Origin of the sequence: Leptolyngbya sp. Cla-17 (assembly GCF_016807185.1) — a bacterium.
GTDB lineage: Bacteria > Cyanobacteriota > Cyanobacteriia > Leptolyngbyales > Leptolyngbyaceae > ULC077BIN1.
Genome location: NZ_JAEVYN010000002.1, coordinates 2,327,933 through 2,345,939 on the forward strand (window position 1 = coordinate 2,327,933; position 18,007 = coordinate 2,345,939).

14 protein-coding genes are annotated in these 18,007 nt (G+C 47.3%); 4 read left to right on the plus strand and 10 right to left on the minus strand.

The window, feature by feature from the left end; genetic code table 11:
- Positions 1-7 precede the first annotated feature (7 nt).
- The 3 genes from JOY44_RS21600 to JOY44_RS21610 all read right to left on the minus strand — a co-directional run bounded on the left by JOY44_RS21600 (position 8) and on the right by JOY44_RS21610 (position 3,659).
- Positions 8-748 carry a hypothetical protein gene (locus tag JOY44_RS21600; RefSeq protein ID WP_171575553.1) on the minus strand — a complete coding sequence of 247 codons (741 nt, stop codon included), beginning with the start codon at positions 746-748 and terminating at the stop codon, positions 8-10.
- A complete protein-coding gene (locus JOY44_RS21605) occupies positions 741-1,331 on the minus strand; it encodes a DUF4255 domain-containing protein (RefSeq protein ID WP_171575554.1) in 591 nt (196 codons plus the stop codon). Before JOY44_RS21605 ends, JOY44_RS21600 begins: the two co-directional genes overlap by 8 nt.
- Positions 1,332-1,553: 222 nt before the next feature.
- On the minus strand, positions 1,554-3,659 hold the full coding sequence (locus tag JOY44_RS21610) for an ATP-binding protein (protein ID WP_171575555.1): 2,106 nt from the start codon (positions 3,657-3,659) through the stop codon (positions 1,554-1,556).
- Positions 3,660-3,830: 171 nt separating this feature from the next.
- Here JOY44_RS21610 and JOY44_RS21615 point away from each other — a divergent pair, with 171 nt between their 5' ends.
- Both JOY44_RS21615 and JOY44_RS21620 read left to right on the plus strand, forming a co-directional pair.
- A complete protein-coding gene (locus tag JOY44_RS21615; RefSeq protein ID WP_171575556.1) occupies positions 3,831-4,172 on the plus strand; it encodes a hypothetical protein in 342 nt (113 codons plus the stop codon).
- Positions 4,173-4,341: 169 nt separating this feature from the next.
- Positions 4,342-7,056: a DUF4157 domain-containing protein gene (locus JOY44_RS21620; protein WP_197985644.1), complete on the plus strand. Its 2,715-nt coding sequence runs from the start codon at positions 4,342-4,344 to the stop codon at positions 7,054-7,056.
- A 91-nt stretch (positions 7,057-7,147) separates the two neighbouring features.
- On the opposite strand, the gene JOY44_RS21625 is transcribed toward JOY44_RS21620, so the two are convergent.
- A complete protein-coding gene (locus tag JOY44_RS21625; RefSeq protein WP_171575557.1) occupies positions 7,148-7,309 on the minus strand; it encodes a hypothetical protein in 162 nt (53 codons plus the stop codon).
- Between the two features lie 161 nt (positions 7,310-7,470).
- On the opposite strand from JOY44_RS21625, the gene JOY44_RS21630 reads away from it, so the two are divergent.
- The gene (locus tag JOY44_RS21630; protein ID WP_197985645.1) at positions 7,471-8,592 is read left to right on the plus strand and encodes a DUF4157 domain-containing protein; all 1,122 of its coding nucleotides are present in this window, start codon (positions 7,471-7,473) and stop codon (positions 8,590-8,592) included.
- A 62-nt stretch (positions 8,593-8,654) separates the two neighbouring features.
- On the opposite strand, the gene JOY44_RS21635 is transcribed toward JOY44_RS21630, so the two are convergent.
- Complete coding sequence (locus JOY44_RS21635) at positions 8,655-9,602, minus strand: reverse transcriptase/maturase family protein (protein WP_203032085.1); 948 nt, start codon at positions 9,600-9,602, stop codon at positions 8,655-8,657.
- A 131-nt stretch (positions 9,603-9,733) separates the two neighbouring features.
- On the opposite strand from JOY44_RS21635, the gene JOY44_RS32460 reads away from it, so the two are divergent.
- Positions 9,734-9,862 carry a hypothetical protein gene (locus tag JOY44_RS32460; RefSeq protein ID WP_281063316.1) on the plus strand — a complete coding sequence of 43 codons (129 nt, stop codon included), beginning with the start codon at positions 9,734-9,736 and terminating at the stop codon, positions 9,860-9,862.
- 345 nt (positions 9,863-10,207) lie between these two features.
- On the opposite strand, the gene JOY44_RS21640 is transcribed toward JOY44_RS32460, so the two are convergent.
- The 5 genes from JOY44_RS21640 to JOY44_RS21660 all read right to left on the minus strand — a co-directional run bounded on the left by JOY44_RS21640 (position 10,208) and on the right by JOY44_RS21660 (position 17,939).
- Positions 10,208-11,236: a TnsD family Tn7-like transposition protein gene (locus JOY44_RS21640; RefSeq protein WP_203032086.1), complete on the minus strand. Its 1,029-nt coding sequence runs from the start codon at positions 11,234-11,236 to the stop codon at positions 10,208-10,210.
- 77 nt (positions 11,237-11,313) lie between these two features.
- The gene (locus tag JOY44_RS21645; RefSeq protein WP_171575560.1) at positions 11,314-13,284 is read right to left on the minus strand and encodes a TnsD family Tn7-like transposition protein; all 1,971 of its coding nucleotides are present in this window, start codon (positions 13,282-13,284) and stop codon (positions 11,314-11,316) included.
- Positions 13,284-14,828 carry an ATP-binding protein gene (locus tag JOY44_RS21650; RefSeq protein ID WP_171575561.1) on the minus strand — a complete coding sequence of 515 codons (1,545 nt, stop codon included), beginning with the start codon at positions 14,826-14,828 and terminating at the stop codon, positions 13,284-13,286. Before JOY44_RS21650 ends, JOY44_RS21645 begins: the two co-directional genes overlap by 1 nt.
- On the minus strand, positions 14,821-17,097 hold the full coding sequence (locus tag JOY44_RS21655; protein ID WP_171575562.1) for a Mu transposase C-terminal domain-containing protein: 2,277 nt from the start codon (positions 17,095-17,097) through the stop codon (positions 14,821-14,823). Before JOY44_RS21655 ends, JOY44_RS21650 begins: the two co-directional genes overlap by 8 nt.
- Positions 17,094-17,939: a TnsA endonuclease N-terminal domain-containing protein gene (locus tag JOY44_RS21660; RefSeq protein ID WP_171575563.1), complete on the minus strand. Its 846-nt coding sequence runs from the start codon at positions 17,937-17,939 to the stop codon at positions 17,094-17,096. The genes JOY44_RS21655 and JOY44_RS21660 overlap by 4 nt, the downstream gene beginning before the upstream one ends.
- Positions 17,940-18,007 lie beyond the last annotated feature (68 nt).

Genomic DNA, 18,007 nt, shown 5'->3' on the forward strand with positions numbered 1-18,007 from the left:
GTAATAATTAGGCGGAGGTACCGTTGGCTTTAGCTGGCACTTTTTTGGTGAGTTGAATATCAGGCAAGGAGTAAACAGCGCCTCGCAAAAGATCAACATTCTGTGTGTAAGCGTCATATCCAGGAGCAGAAATCTGAAGTTGCAGTTTGCGGGTAGAGGGGTTCTCTGGAGCCTCTAAATTTAGAAGTTGGAACTTACCATCGCGATCGCATCGGGTCTGTTCTCCACTGTTTTGCAACTGTACTTGTGCATAAGCAACCGGGACTATCTCCGATTCTTCTTCAGGTGTGCTTGTTGTTCCTGACCTAGCAACCTTGGGGATGCTTGTGACTTGTCCAACGATACCAGTTGTAATCAGGATTAAATCAATCCATGATGGCTTCTCTCCATCAACGATTGTGATAACCTTTTCAGCCGCTTGGAGGATGGTTGCCTTTTGGAAGCAGGTTGCTCTTAGGGTGTACTTGCCTGGTGGCAAATCTATAAAGTAGAAAGAGCCATCGACTGCTATAGAAGCGCGATCAAGACGAGTAGATAAAGACTCCCATTTTTGACCATAGCTAAGGGATTTCAGGTATAACCGACGTTGAAAACTTGCAGGAGCATCAATAATTTCTACTTGAGCTTGTTGGATTGGCTGGGGTAAAAGTGTCCAATTATCCTTACCCTGCAACTTAAACCCAATTGCGACTCGACCGTAAATTGCAACTCGATGATTAATAGGATTGATTGGTAATGTTCTAACCATTGCTCTCTCCTGAAACGAGGGCATTCGTTACCAATGGTAGTTTTTGTCTCTCTGTGTTCACAGGCATGGAAATGGTTACCGTGTAGTTGAGGGTCGCTTTGGGCTTTCCTCCCATAGCTTGCCAAAATTCGCCCAAGCCTTGCAGTTTCACTTGTCCCAACACTGAAGCCCTTAAAGGCAAATCGCTGTCCGCCAATCTTCCCTGCAATACAGTTGGCGGCAATGTGGAATAGCTCATCAAGACCTGCATGACTTCGCCTAAAATCTGGTGCTCTGTTGCAAAATCTTTAAGGTCACTCGTCCACATCGTGATTAGATATGAACAATCGATTCGTACTAGGGGCGGCTCTCGCGTTGCTGTTCCATCGTTTTGTCGGGTCATAGACCAACTGCTACTGCGGAGTTCCTGGTTTTCTCGAATATCGTAAAGAAATAAATTGAGTGCCGGAGGCGTAACTATAAATTCTGGATGAGGTGTCACAAAAGTGACTGCGATCGGCGTTGTAGAAACACTATCTCCGAATCGATTTGGCAATTCAGCCTTTAAAAATTCTTCAAGCGTCAGATCTAGATCATGAAGCATTTTGAACGCCTGTTTGTGAATGAGCTTAAATCTAGGTAGCAAGCCATTGCTCGTCAAAAAATACCTCGTCTAGGCTCTTCCGAGTACATACCGAAATAAATAAATGTTATTTATCTGACAGAGCTTAAAAAAATCTGAACAGTTTTTCATGATTCTTACATAATGCCCGGAATTTATCTAATCTCGTTTTTTGAGTTTATTATCTTAAGGCTTGGTGCCTACTTAAGATAGGTATTCAAAAGCTTCATTCATAATCGGTTTGCCCATCTTTTGATACTCGCGGCAGATCGCCTGCTGGATATGGAAAATGGTTACTTTGTCTTTTTTGCTAGCGGCCAGGAATGCAGCCGCTAGAGCAATGTTACGAATGTTTCCCCCAGTTACATCAAACTGTTTAGCTAAGACACTCCAATTGATTTCTGAGTCGAGGGGCAGAGACTGAGGCCAAATGTTCTGCCAAATCCGGGATCGTTCTTGAATCGAAGGTAGAGGAAAGTCCACAATAAACCGTAAGCGCCGGATAAACGCCTCATCTAGATTGCTTTTCAGATTCGTGGTAAGAATGGCTAACCCTTCATAGGCTTCCATTTGCTGCAATAAGTAGCCCACTTCGATGTTGGCGTAACGATCGTGGGAGTCTTTAATCTCAGTGCGTTTACCAAATAGGGAATCGGCTTCGTCGAATAGGAGGATGGCGTTGGCGCTTGCCGCAGCAGTGAAAATCTGGCTCAGGTTTTTCTCAGTTTCGCCGATATATTTGCTCACAACTTGAGACAAATCAATGCGATAAAGGTCTAGCTGGAGCGACTTAGCAATGACTTCTGCTGCCATTGTTTTGCCAGTTCCGGACGGTCCAGCGAACAGGGCGTTGACTCCTTTGCCCAAGGACAGTTTGCGATCGAAGCCCCAAGTTTCAAATACAGTATGCCGATGTTGCAGATGGAGGCAGATTTCCCGAAGCTGCTCGAACTGCACTGCTGGCAACGCTAAATCTGACCAATCATACCGGGGCTGGATCGGTTGGGTCAGCCTGTTGAGATGATGCCCTGATTGATTTCGAGCAGACTGAAACAATACTGCTTCAATCAAAGCTGATTCTAACCCGTAGGCTCGCTGGTTTTGAGTCGTGGCGATCGCGTCTTGAATTTGGGTAGACGTGAGGCGAAATCGATCGGCTAAGTCAGCAATGGTGGATGGTTCAACAGCTAGCCCCGCAGCGGCTAAATGAGCTTTCCAGCAGGTACAACGATCGCTAAAGTCAGGCGCAGCAAGGGGAATCGTCACCATGCCTAAACTGTGATCGTTGGAAGGCTGCCAGGGTTGACGACCGGCAACAATGATCGGGGTATTGGTTTCTGTCAGCAGGTTAATCAAAAGCGAATATAAATAGCTAGTGGTGTCTTGATGCAGGCTATCAACTGGGTGCAGACAAAGGACTGTATTTTGCAACCAAGCATCTCGCCCCAGTCGCCGGAGTCGTTGTCGGAATTGTTCCGGTTGCTGCAATAAGACATTTAAATCGACGGTGAGTAAGGGGCAGTTCAGTTGGTGAGCAAGCTCTTGAGCAAACTGTTGGGTTGTAACGGCATCGGTACTTTGCAGATACAGCCGGAGGGGGTGAGTCGGAGAAGAACTTTGGGCGATTGCACCGATCTGCTGCCCCAGTGAGGCAGGGAGGTTCGTTGGTTCTAGCGGCATCGTTGCCAGGATGAGTGAACAACTGGAGCTGAGGTCGGCATCTAATCCCGTTTCATTCAGAAGATAACGTGCGATCGCCGGATCGAGGCTAATCTCTTGCGCCAGTAGGGATGAATGATTTGTGGGCTGGGGCGGAGAGAGGTGCAGCAAATCATGATGCAGCAACGGGGCAGTGGGAGCAAAGAGCGATCGCCGTTGTAGTTTCTCCCCTGCATCGGTGCACAGCAAATTCAAAACCAGGTTAACGCTAGGTCGGACGCTGCGCCCATCCTGCTGTAAGTAGGCGTAGATTTGCTCATAGCGGCGATCGAGTTCTGGGGCTAGAGCAATCAAGATCCCATCTAAGTCAAAGGCAGACAAGCCAAATTGCTGTTGCAGCAGCCCTAACCGGGAAGCGGGCTGGATTTGACTCGATGGCATTTCAGTGGATTGAGCGGGGCTGTAGCGAGGATAGCCAGGAGGAAGGGCAAGTTCGGTCTGGCGGAGACTGCCTGAATTTGGAAGTGTTGCTGCTTTTTCCCCGCTGCTATGCAGCGTTTCTGCCAACTCTAGGCTGCGGTCTAGCAGACCATCAAGCAAATGGAGGGCCGGCAGCAACTCGTCTAGAGGCGACTTAGAGTGAGACGGCATAATCCGAGTTATGGTGATAGAGTTTGCGGGCTAGGTCAAAGCTTTTGTTTCATCCTGACATGGTTCGGTTTCATCTTGCATATAGTAATGGCTGCTCTTGATGAACCATCTTGGGTATCGCCAGTTCGGGTCTCGGAGTTAAACGGCTGGCTTCAGTAAAAGGTTCAGATTATGGGAAAAGCGATCGCCCTTCAAGGAAATGTGGTTGCCGTGCCAGGGGCAATGCCCTACCCAGCCGCACAGAGTGGAGCTTGGATGGCCCTGCCAGTGCAGGTAAAGGCATATCCGAAGCTGAAAGTGGGCGGTCAATCTGTAATCTATGAGGCGGAATGCAAGTTTATGTTTACGGGGGTAGATCCGGCGGGTGCTCCGGTGAGTGGGCAGGAAACGGTGAAGCTGACGGCAAAGAGTACCAAGTTGCAAAAAAAGGTACTGGTGCAGGGAGATATGATGCAAAGTCCCTATGGCAATCAATTGAAAATTGTAACAACGAGCAAAGTGAAAACAGCTTAAAGGTTTAGCGAATCTTTGTTTTTGCTATGGCGATCGAGCCTAGGATCGGAAAGATTACCGCTATGGGCAGGGAAGATTTTAGTCACCTTTATCGAGAGCTGTAATGATGGGAGTTTTGCACCAGAGCCGGGGAAAGGACCATGCAGTTGCGAGAACGCTGGGAAGACCGATGTCTGCTTTGCGGGTGGCAAAACAACCGGAAGACAGTGCAGCAATTGAGCAGATTCATGACATCTCTCAACGACCGCAATTTTCGGGGTTGTCAGGAGAGTTAGGAGTAGCAGCGTCGCAGTTTCCGATTCAGGCAAAGCTGACGATCGGGCAACCGAATGACCGATACGAACAGGAAGCCGATCAGGTAGCAGCCCAGGTGGTACAACAAATCAATGCCCCTGCTTCAGTCCAGTCATCTCAGGGGCAGTCTGTACAGCGAACTGAAGCCCGAGAAGGGGAAGCAATTCAGGCAAAAACAGATAAGAACACAATAAACCGAAAGGAAGAGATAGCAGGTGGGGAAGCCTCAACCAATTTGGAATCTGCCATCAGGAGCGCAAGGGGAGGGGGACAGCCTTTAGATTTGAATCTGCAACAGTCGATGGGGCAGGCGATGGGGGCGGATTTTAGTGGGGTAAAGGTCCATACAGATGCTCAGGCGGATCAGTTAAATCGATCAGTACAGGCGAAGGCGTTTACGACGGGGCGGGATATGTTTTTCCGCCAGGGGGCGTATGACCCACGGAGTGGGGGTGGGCAGGAGTTGATCGCCCATGAATTGACCCATGTGGTGCAGCAGAGGGTAGGAGCGGGGAGGAAATCGCCTTTACCTCTGAACCCGTTACTAAAACAATCCCTTACTGAAATCCCGTCTGTATCCTTGAGTGGTTGCCATATCCAAGCAGCCTCAGAGAATACACAAGTACATGGAATAACTACCTTAGTTACATTGGAGCGTAACTCTAAGAAAGAGGATTTTGTAAAGTCGGTATATGGAACCGTTTCTGATGGCGATATTGTAGAAATAGACAACGTTACCAGGCATGCGAACCTTAATTATTCCCAACTAAGTGACAGTACGGACAACTGGGATGATAGCGAGGAGGCAGTTAATAATGCCACACCAAAAACAACATGGTATCCAGTAATAAATGTAAACGGTTACTATGTAGAGGAGAAATTATACATTCGCGACGGCACGTTTCATAGAATAAGCGTTACACCTACCATTAAAACAATAGAAGAATTTTTTGACAAACTAACAACAGGGATTCCCAAACCCGATCTGTCAGACTCAAACATAGATCTAGCAGATTTCAATGTGAAACGAGAAGAGAACATAGTTGAATTCGGGAAGCGCTTGACCACACTCAATCCAAATATAGAGAAATCAAAAATAGAACCATTGTTTGAGCAGATGGTCGACATTTTTCGGCATAAGAAGGTTAGTTTAGTAAAGAAATTTTTGGATAATTTGACACATATTGGAGGGTTGAGTCCTCTGGAAACCGAAAGTGAGCGGATCTTCTGGTCCGGGGGCGTGAGTAGAGAAGAGGCAAAAAAGAAGGCTTCCGAAAGCCGCACTGCCCTGGAAACAACCCCAATCGGCACGCTATTGGATAAGTTGCCTCTATATAACATAAAAGGCATGAACTGGCATTTAACTACATTACTCTGGGCAGAAATATCAAGAAGGTTTTCGGTTGGCACGCGCGGAGAGGTTAACGTCTATCAAGACGGAGGTTTTGCCAAAGAGAATGTTTTTTGGACGGACGAATTACCCGCATTAAGACTGTTGCAAAGATATGGGAAAGTAACGCAGATTCTTCTCCATGTCTGGGAAGAAGAAGAGTGCACCTGGAGAGTAATGGATCTTCAGTCTCCCGAGGTCACCATAAAATACGACAAGTCGAGACAGGAAGAAAAGCCCGACCCCGCGACATCCGACGACAAGTCGAGACAGGAAGAAAAGCCCGACCCCGCGACATCCGACGACAAATCGAGACAGGAAGAAAAGCCCGACCCCGCGACATCCGACAAGAAAAAAGCTTATCGTTATGAGAAGCCGACATCGTGCCAATATGTACGGAGCTGCATGATGAAACATGGGCAACGATTGGAACATAAGAATAAAGATGGGCAATGGGTAGATCGTAAGAAACCAATACTATTTTATAGATACCGGTTAAAAACGGGCGTGTTTGCGGACGCGAGCAAAGTACCAAACGGGATAGATGTGAGGTTATATAATTATGGCTCGGCGGCGAAACGAGAATGCATGATAGAGGGGGCAGGGGGAGTCCTGAAGGAGATAATAAGGGACGCGGAAGAGTACTTAATGAACAACTATCCGAGGTATGAATCGATTCCCCCAAATCTAGTATTCCGACACAGCGCAGAAGGTGGCGAGAGAACCATGGTGGCCGAAGGAGGACAACCGGTAGCCGTAAAAGGGGCGAGTGGGATGTGGAGTTATGTGCCGAGTGAGCATGGGGCCGGGCAGTTCCACCGCGAAGGAGAAAAGCCCTTCGCCCGATACGCGAAGCAATGTGGAGTGTTCTGTGAGTCCGTCCGCATGGACTGGGGAAGAGAAGTGACCTTAATCCAAATAGGAGAAATCCGAAAAGGACAACCCGAGCAAAAGTCGATAAAGCTCGTAGGCACGACTAGCGAGCAGGCGGCGCTACAGCGAGACGCCGAAGCGTACTTACTGGAGAACCACAAGGCGATGGCAACGATTCCAGGCGACCTAGAATTCCGGCCAGGTGAGGTAAGGGAGGGGCGACGGGTCATAGCCAACCAACCTGCTGGTGGAAAGCTGAATTTTATGGCCAGTGTATATGGAGAGGGATCAGGAGAGAACGAGAGATCGAAAAAGCAGCAGAATTGAGAGAGTAAACGGATCCGGTAGTAAGCGTTACTTTGTTAACGCCCCACAAATGAGGAGTTATTTTGGTCGCCCTTACATGTCGGAAGCCAATTCAGCAGCATAGCCCCCATTCCAACCGACAACTGTCAATCCCCAACAGCAAACCAACCCCACTCCTCACCCACTGCCACCAACGCCGCACCTTTTCCTCAATGCGGTTCTCCCCCGCACCTTGCTCATAAAGCTGAGAAACCCGTTCAGCAAACCTCTCCACCGTCTTCGACGCAATCCCCAAACCCTCGGTCGTAAACCAATACCCAAAAAATCAAACCCTCGCTTAATCATGCCGATGAACGTTTGATCGGGTGGTGCTCAACCCGGAGCTCAGCCATCACCTCATTCACCAAATTTTAGTCACTTTTATAGAGGGCTGTAATGATGAGAGTTTTGCACCAGAGTCGGGGAAAGGGGAACGCAGCAGCGAAAACGCTGGGAGAAACGATGTCGGCTTCGCGGTTGGCAAAACAACCGGAAGACGGTGCTGCAATTGAGCAGATTCATGACATCTCTCAACGCCCGCAATTTTCAGGGTTATCGGGAGAGTTAGGGGTAGCATCGTCGCAGTTACCAATTCAGGCAAAGCTGACGATCGGGCAACCGAATGACCGATACGAACAGGAAGCCGATCAGGTAGCGAAGTCTGTGGTACAGCGTATCAACACACCGCAAACGATCGCAGTGCTGGGACAAGATGCAGCACAAATGCAAGCTGATACCTTACAGAGTCAGGAAACAGAGCAAGCAGAACTGCAACTAAAGCGGGAATCTGGAAACGAGATCGTGCAGCGCCGGGAAGCAATTGGTGGAGGGGAAGCATCAACGGATTTGGAAGCCTCCATTAACAGTGCAAGGGGTGGTGGAAAAGCGATCACAGACAACCACCGCGAACCGATGGAACAGGCGTTTGGCGCTGATTTCCGTGAGGTGAAGGTTCACACGGATGGTCAATCTGACCAGTTGAATCGGTCAATTCAGGCGCGTGCTTTCACGACGGGACAGGATGTGTTCTTTCGTTTGGGTGAATATAATCCAGGGAGTCGGGGCGGTCAAGAGTTGTTAGCGCATGAGTTGACTCATGTGGTGCAGCAGAAAGGGGAGACAGCAAGGAGTGGCGAGGAAATAAACAGGATGTTGGGGATGGGGTCAGGCGATGAAGAGAGAGCAAACAAAAAGGTACAAGAATCAAAAGGGAAGGTGGATGTGGTAGAGGCAGGAATGAGTATACTTAATTGGGGAACTACCACGGACCCCCGAACACTTCAGAAGTGGAAAGGTGATTTAGAGCGGTCAATCAAGTATCGTCAAATGCAGAAAGCACTGCCAAACGATGGAGGCAAACACCAAGCAAGGGTCGCGAAGGAGGTTGGGTGGTTAGGTCAAATCAATGCGGAGTTAGCGAGGATTGATAATTTAGACAGGATAGCACGAAACAATGCATCGGCGAGTGCGAGTGCACCCATCCCGCTCCGGAAGGGGGGGACATGGGGTAAACAATGAGTAGGAAAGTAAGGTGAATGCCGGACAGCGCGCCAGTGCAAGCACCGATCTTGTAGGGTGCGTTAACGAAGTAACGCACCAACCCAGAGGAAAAAAGTGCAATCACCAGAGCGTGTCGATTGCATATGTAGCTGCATAGCCTTGCATCCCAACCGATAACAACCAACCCCACTTCTCACCCACCGCCACCAACGCCGAACGTATTCCTCAATGCGGTTCTCCCCCACACCTTGCTCATAAAGCTGAGAAACCCGTTCAGTGAACCTCTCCACCGTCTTCGACGCAATCCCCAATCCCTCGGTCGTAAACCAATACCTCAAAAAATCAAACCCTTGTGCAACCCTCCCAATAAACGTCTTATCGGGATGTTGCTCAACCCGGAGGTCAGCCATCACCTCATTCACCACCTTAATCGCCTTCCTTAGCCTCCACCGCGTTGGTGCAAGGACAACCCAATCATCCATAAAGCGGACATAAAAGCAGCCCAATGCCGCCATCCGGTCATCCAACGGCTTCAGATATAGCGCCCCCATCAACGGCGACAACAGGCACCCCAAGGAGATCCCCTGGGTAATCTCGATGAACTTGCTCCCATCATTGACATACCGCCGTAAATAGCCCCAAAGCAACGCCAAAACAGCTTCATCTTGCACATGACGCCCCACAATTCCCATGAGAATCTGATAATTGATGCTGGCATAGTAGCCCTTAACATCTGTCCGAAAAATAAACTCGTTATCTGCAACATTTGCAGCCACCTCTCGCACCGCAGCCTTCATCCCCCCACTACCCGCCAAATGAAAACACCGCAGAGAGAGATGAGGCTTGAGGTGTGCGGTTAAAACAATCGCCATCGCCTTCAACACTAGCGCATCTAACGCTGACCAAACCTCGATTTTCTGCCCCTGACCCCAAATCGCTCGTAATTCGCGAAACTGATAGCCTCTCGACCGTACGAGAGCCTGAAGCTGGGGTTTTTTCTCCTCCCACCAGCGCCGCACCTGCCACACATCTGAGTTGAAGTGATAGTGCGATCGCTTCTCGCAGAGCCAAGCATACGCCTGATCAATAACTTAATCCCCTGCTCCGACTCTACCAAGGCTGCGCCTCTCGCACGATTGGTCGCCTGGAAGAAGCAACCGTGGTCAAGTTCCATACCAGCAGCAAGCCCAAAATCTTCTACCTGTGCTACCCAGACTTCGATCGCGCCTCGCATCCTTGTCTCTGCACCAGTATGCAGATTGACCTTCAAGGTCTGCACATCAGTTAATGAGAAATAACGCACGCGTGTTTCACCAGAAGGAGCTGCTAGTTGAGTCAGACTACCCACTCTATGAGAAGTTTGCTATTTGATGATTGTTTGAGTTGCGTCCGCTCTGTCTCTATTAGTTACAAGGGTGTTGGAGCAAGTTTAGGCATAGGTTTACCGATGGAGTAAACCTACCTAAATGTTAGCTCTACTCCAGCCAAAGTCTACTAGTTTGGTTACTTATAAGAAAATCAGTTTAATTTAGTATTTTGCGCCATGTTAAATAAGGACATTAGTTAACAAACAAGTTTGATATTCATATCAAAAGAATGCTGTCAAACCATCATTCTTAAAGGACTGATTCCTTTAAGATATCCTCTGAAGCAACTGAAAGAAACTATTCGCAGTGTATCCTAGAAAATGAATAATGAGTAAATGACATAACGGATGATGCTCATTTGGATTCGAAAGAAAATCATTAAGAAATTCGTAGAAATATTTTCCTTTAATCATTTCCTCATCCTTCTCTGAATAGATGGATTTATAGCCATAGTACTTATAAAACAGCAATTGATATATGCTTTTCGAACCAGAAAATATTTCAAAAAAGTCTTTACTTAAGGACTCATTATAAGTTTCATTATCATTTATATAGCCTTTATCTTGAAAAAGGGACCTATAACAATTCTGTAAGTGCATTGGTTCTGTTGAAAGGTCTTCTTTGTTGAGTAACCAGTTGGCACACTTTGCAACTTTTAATAGAGCTTCATAAGCAGAACTTAAAGGGTCTGGTGGGCAGATAAATCCATTCTCAACAGCTTTAATGATTGCTTTAGTGTGTGTAGCTTCTATTACTGTCTTAAGCCCCTGAGCTCCATAGTCCGATTGAATATAGACATTGCTTTGCTGTAGAAAAACGTGATGGATAGAACAAAGTGCTATTCCGGCTATTTGATGGATCCGGTGCCAATATGCCTCACCAAACTGCTCCTTATCTTGCTTCAAACACAATGGACAGAATTGAAGAGAAATTGGGAGGGGTGTGTTTTTTATATATCGGGCTTTATTTCTAAACTTTGGACTATCTCTTTCAATAACGATTTGATAGTCTTCAAGATAACTCTTACCAAAAAATGTTTGATAGAAAGGGACTAAAGTATTTTGTTTTATAATACGTTCTATAGAATAACAGCTATTAGGAGGTAGTAATGAGACAAGATATTTAATACGAAGTGGCCGATCAAGATACAATACACTATAGCGGCTTCCAAACAGCATTCTACATATATCTGCCTCACTTAAATACATCAACCGTTCTTTATAGCGAGCACAAATACTGTAAAAGATTTCATCAGGATATGGGTCTGGGAAGCAACCGATCATACTGCTGAACATTCTAAAAGTACAAACAAAATTTTATAGACTATTGCTCAAAGAGCTTACAGTTACTGAGGGTAGTTCGTGCATTACGGTCAAAGCGACATTCGCTGCAACGAACCATCTTTGTTGCTTTGATGAAGTGGAATCCGTTCTAGAACTAACAGTGCTTTACTGACAGCATTTTCTACTGAAGGCAGCAATTCGATCTCCGGGCGTAACCCAGCTCGACGGGTAAAGCGCCAGCTTGGAGGGCAAACGCCTTCTTGCACATAGCATTCTAAAGCCCATTGGATGCGTCGAAGCGCAAATGCTTCTCGTGTTTCAGCTAGCTCACTCAATGCCTTTGATGTACAAGGGAGGTTGTCAGCGTGCTTTTGAATCAGTGCTAATTGTCCAATTTCTCTAGCGATCGCGGCAACTGTTACCTGACACGGTTTCCCTGCCTGCTTGTATAAATTAGTCGCAACAGATTTCACTGCTTCTGCGAGTTCAATATCTCGGTGCTCCCAGTTAACCCGCAGGAACGGTGAGGCTGCTTGTTTTTTTGCTGGCATGTTAGCTTCCAACCATCCACGATCATTGCGTCGCAGCCATGCGTAAACTCTCTGAAATTGATTTTTCAGTATAGTTCTCCCTAACGCAGGATTATCTCTTCGCGCAGCTAACCATTCTGCTCTGTAGCTCTCTAGGCTAAACTTTGAGACTGTTTTCTGAATCTTTAAGGAAGAAATAAGTACCCGCTTACTCTTGTTAGTCTGCCGCTTGCTCTGACGTGGGAAGGGTAATTCCAATGCAGCAGCGTGTAATTTGACAGTAGTTGGATCAACTCCAAGCTGCCGTGCCATTGCTCGCAGGCTGACGGTTGAGTCGGCCCAAAGGTTCTCTAGCTTCTCTTCCCAAATGGAGCCAAAGGCTCGAACCTTCGTTATACGGAATAGATCTTCTTGGGTTTTATCTGGGCCAGTACGGCAATACATGAAGCCACAGGAGCAATGAAATGTACCCATTGGTTTTCCATGATCCTGAGTGTAAGTAATTTCACAAGTTTGGATTACAGGTTGATGAAAATGAGGAGCCGCTTGATTTAGACAAAGCCAGGGTCCCTTGCCAAAGGGCTTAAACTGATGAGGAGCCTGGAAGAATGACGCAGCTGTGTGGCTCAGGAATTGAATCAGTAACAGGTGATGTAAAGGATGCTGAGATCCTTTGGGCGATCGTACTAGCCGAAACAACCAGTTATGTTGACTTTCAGTATCAATGCCACACCGAAGACTTTGTAGGAGATTATTTGGATAAAACTGACAAAACTCTCTGAGTAGTTCGCTAACCCGTACCCTACCGCTATAGGTAGCAAGATCTCGCTCTGCAAGAAGCTCACGATAGCATTTCGACAGCACCTCTAATCCAGATGGAGCGGTGGTCTGTTTTAGCAACCAAGCAGAATCCCGAGCGATTTTCAGTAGAATCTCATGATGGGAATTCAGCAAACTGAATGAGCGTGACTTTGGCAATTGAATGCCTTGGTCCGCCGCAATAAACTCATGCCGCGTTTGAGGATTCTGAACTCGAACTTGGCTATCCACTAGACGAACATTGTGTTCAGTGCAAACCTCGACTCCTGGTAGCTGGTGAAGACGATGCCAGTAGGACTCGCTAAATTCTTGTTTGTCTTGCTGTACACAAAGAGGACAAAACCTGAGCCACTCTGGAGGCTGAACAGTGCTTGCCATGACACCAGAACGCATTTTAATGGCAGGTCCTCGTGCCCCTTCCATATCAGCCCAAAGCTGCTGCGCCTGTTCAGGATGCAAGAAAGGCGCGAAGAGTGGGAACAGCGTATGTTGATTGATCAAACGTTCAACCGTATACGGACTACTAGGCGGCAAGGCTGAAACGAGACTGCCAAGGTTACTGGGTAAATCAACAACGGCGATCGCGGCCTCATCTCCAAACAACTCCCGCATGGTTCCCTTCTTATTGGGATACTGCACCCGTTGATGAAAACGAGCACAAATGCTGTACAGCAACTCATCTGGGTAAGGATCGGGAAAGCATCCGATCATCAAGACACCTCCTGCAACAGGTATTCAGTAGCAGGACGAATGAGTCCTGCTTGCCGAAGGGCTTCATAGGCACTAAGCTTTTGCTTTTCTCCCGATGCCGAGATCTCAGGTAAACTTCCTTCCAAGGGGGCAGTTTTTTTACGTCTTCTAGAAACTTTTTGGACGACTTCAGTAGCCGCTATCTGCGCTTCTGTTGCATCAACGGCGGTTGGTGGCAATTGCCTGTCAAGATTGTTTACTCGCGTAACGGTTGATGTTTGACCTTGTTCAGCTCTACTCAATTGATTTTGGGCATTCTGCAAAAACTGATCGATGTCAATGGGATGAACATCCTCAACGCTGGCAAGAAGCCGAGTGTCTTTGTTTTTTAGGGCTTGTAGAATGGGGTACGCCAACCGTAGGCTCTCTTTAGCCACTAGTCGAATTCCTTGCTCGGTTACAGCTTCTTCGCCATTTGCGATCGTCCGAATCTGAGCCAGCATGTAGACCTTAATGGCAAAGTCAGTAATACCTTGCGTTTCCTCATACAATGCATCGCGCAGTTCTTGTGTTGGACGAGAGCGATTCTTGACATATTGGTACCCCCACAAGCATTTCACAAACCATTGCCAATCATGGTTATTTTTCATTCTGTCCCAAACCAGATCGCCCTGCCCAGTTCCTCTCCGGGTCTGGCGAAATTCTCCACTCAAAACCGAGATTGCCTTATATGTACCGACAAGCACGACTGGTAAACCAATCGTGTTGATTAACTGAACAAAAAAGTTCAGCATTTTGCTGGAACCGCCACTTTTAGCTTGGCTAAGGTGCTGGATTTCATCAATGACCAGGACACCGATCGAGTGAAGAGACGCAACCAGAGCCATACGTGGCAGCAATTCGTCCACTGTTTTACGACCACCCGCATAGTTGTCGTAGTAACGAGTGCCGAGCAGGTCATCTACTGCCTGGAAAAAGTTTAAGCATAAGCCCTTGATCGAACCGTCAAAGGGGCAGTCTAACTTGAGCCAGACAATTTGAGTGAAACCGAAATCACGCTCGTGATAGTGATTATGGAGGATAACCTGCGGATACAAAGACAGGATCGCTTCTATCGCCGTGGTCTTACCAACTCCGCTAATGCCAATAATGGTAAATCCTGTTGCAGTTGAACGGGAGGATTGGCGAACCAAGCTCAAAGATTGAACCCGCGACTGTACATCTCCCCAAAAGCCTATGATTGCAGGATTTCGTGCCTGATATCCTAGCCGAATCATACGGGAAAACCGTTGCTCCAGATCAAAATGAATTGGTAAAGGAGCAAAAAATTGCAATGTGTTTTGAATCAAATGTAGCCGAAGATAGGCAGGCATCTTACGGTGCTCTTCGTCATACTCTGGGTAGAACGCAAGACGCTCTGCGGTTTCATCTTGCGTCAAGATAGGAGGAAGAGCTTCAATCAAGGGATTACCCTGATAGTTTGGAATGACCGGATCAAGGTAAGTTGCCTGCTCAACTCTACCCTTGCCTACTAAAAGAGATGGAATGTGTTGATTACTACTCATCGTCGCTCCACATTTTTGGACGCAGTTTATGCAGTTTTTCGATTAGTTGGGATTGCGAAACATGGGTTGAGTCTTCTTGATGAGCGATTGGCTCAGCGGCTGAAACTTCCTGCTGGGACTCTTCAGCATCCTTACTTGGTTCTGGTGCTGAAGCTTCAGTTGGCACAATCAGAGGAATTACTTTACCAGAATGATCAGGAAGTAGCTTTTCTCCCAACTTCCAAGCTTGAGCTTCGCGTTCCATGTCGCGTTCCTCTTGGCGATTTGGACGGATGCCTTTGATGCGCGATCGCTTGCTCTGTCCTGTCACCTGCTCTAGCGCCGTCGAGGTTTGTTCCTTACCTTCATTAATAATCTGCTCCATTTGAGCATTCAGAGCAGCGCTAGATTGCTGCTTGCGGCTTCTTGACAACTCCTTCTGCTGCTTGCGAGTTTCAAGGTAATCAAGAGTTTCATACAAATCTCGTCCTCGGAAGGTATGTTCTGCATCAATCAACTGGCAACGCTCCAGACGTTGCCCTCCGTCAAGACGCAAGTAGATGTCAGTCAGGCTACGAGGATCATAAGCCACATCAATCTTCCAGCTGCTGCGCTCTCTAGCTCGTACAAACCACTGCTCTCGTAAAGCTAAGTCACAAGAGTAAAACAAGCCTTGAAAACGGATGCCGCGATAAGTGACGGAAGCCTGTTCAGAAGGTAAAAGATTCAAGCGCAGAATATCGCGGGACTTAATCCTCAAGTGTCCTGCCCGGTTGCGGATGCCCCAGTTCCATAAGTCTAAGGGATATGGCTCAACATGCTCTTGGATCATGAACTCATCCATGCGATACCAATCCATCCGGTGTTCTTTGTTATGGTCTAAAATCGCAAGAATCATGAGCTTCCGGAATTGATGTAAATCTAATACAGCATCAAGGCGGTAGTCATTCTCCCCACGCTCACGCGGTTTATAAACAGCTCCTGGTGTCCAATGAATGACTTTGTCATTACTTAAGCGGAAGTTGCGTTCTATAATCCCTTTCCAATCTGCTCGGTAGGGAGGAGTGTTGGAAACGGTTACGTTCAAGGCTTTTACAAGATTATCCGCGTTATAACCCTCTAACTCTCCCCGATCAGCAATGATGACTTCCGACAAATGATGGCAAGGCCAGTCTTCTTCCGTAATCTCAACGCCATACTCTTGGCAGAACTCGACTTTATCTACCGCCGCATTTTCCAATGCCTGCATTGCCCCTAGCCAACTTGGACCTTCTAAGGTGACACTTAGTCCAGTAATCATGCGGCTAAAAACGTCGATCAGAACGTAAATAACAGGGCGACCGATGATGCGAGTGCGATCAAGTGAACTGACTAAATAAATGTCCCCAATCGTGGCATCTATCTGGTAGATGGAGCCTGGACCGAAAGCCATCTGAGTTGAATCTCCCAGGACCTCACGATGGCGCAGATTATAACGGCGTTTTCCTTCTCGTGAAGTGAGAGCGTGGGTTATATCTCGCTCCTTCTCATACCAGTAGCGAAATTGTCCAAAGGTCGGTAGCTCATGAGCTGGTGGCAGACAAGGAATCAAGACTCCATCCGGGGAAAGCGTGTAGCCTTTATGAAAGGACTTCTCCAGTGTTCTCTGAAACGCATCCTGAAGCGTTCGTCCCTGCGCATTCTCATAAAATTGGCGAATGCCTCGACTAAACTTCTCTCGTATCTTGTCATCTACATTCACTCCTACTGGCATTTGAGTAACTTGGCTAATTTTGTTTGGCCGTCCTCGCTTTTTCCCATGGCTTTGACGTTCTTTCCCAGGCGCACCGCATTTACTAAAAAGAGGCAAGAGAGCATTCCTTGTCTGGCCGCCTTGCCAGTAACGTCTGAGATACTTATAGAGGGTCATCTTTGTGCAGCCCGTCTTTTCAACCCAGGCATTTAGAAGTGCTCCACGCCCATGAGAGAAGAAGATGCGCTCATCCTTATCTTCTACAAGAGGGGCAATTATGTCCCATGCTTGGTCTCGTCGCTCCCGATGTTTCTCAGGAATAGTATCTTCAGGTTTTAGGAGAGAGGCATAAGGGTCTATCTCTAAGGCATGAGCTCGTTGTGTTTCGAGTGCCTCTTCCAAGTCTTTACATTTCTGCCAAGTAGGAAGCGCTTTCGGGTTCAGCAACTCAATTATGGCTACATCTGTGTAGGAAGGATCAATCCAGAGTAAGCGTTCTATACGCGCAATGTCAGTACCGTCCTGCCATTCCAAAAGCAAGTTTACAAAGAGCTTCATCCTACACCTCCGATCTCCTGGTGCAAACTTGCTGACGGGGTAGAAAGGAGTTTAAGTGTCTTACTGGGTTGAATACGCTGGCTCAGATCAACATGCCATCGTCGATTAGCGATTAAATGACGCACAATTGACAGGCTAGTACCAGGAGATAGCCCCAACTGGTCATCACATGCATTTGTAATCCTGGTTAGTGCTAATTTCCCTTGTAGAATCTGCGGTGTTAGCACTGTTTCAATTCGTGTGATATCACCTTGATTTAGTGGAGCCAAATCTTCAAGCCAGTAACAGGAGCGTAGCCATTTGAGATTTTCAATAAAGGTTTTGGGCATTTCTTGCTCGGTAACGATTCCCCAATCGATACTCCGATACTCCCAGTAACGTCGCTCAATCTCCAATTTCTCTAAAGTACGCTGTGACTGGAGATCAGCAGCAGGTTTAATGGCACGCGCTTGTTCTACCTCACGATCGCTCTGCTTTAAGGTGATCAAAAAATCCGTGGTCATCACCACAGATTGCTGAGTTTGCGGATCAGTAGGATGGATAAATCCGCACTGCTCTGCAATTTGTTGAGTTTCCTCCAATGGCAGTAAGGGAAACTGTTCTCGGATATCCAGTACTGATTGGGACCAATCTAAAACAAAGAGGTAGCCGGTTTCCAGGTTGCTCATCAAATGATGCTCCCTAGCCGTTTTCCAGCCTTTGACACGGCTAGCTAATCCCTGAGAAGGAACATCCTGAATTCGCAGCCAGGGTTGGTAGTCAGATCTTCTACCCTCGCCGCGTCCTTCCTTCAGTCGTTTTTCAATCTTCTGCTGATCAGTACTACGATTACGTTTAGCCATTGGATAACTTCATCCAGCAAATCTAGTAACTCTAGACGTGGAGAGGTACTCTGCTAGTACAAACTTCC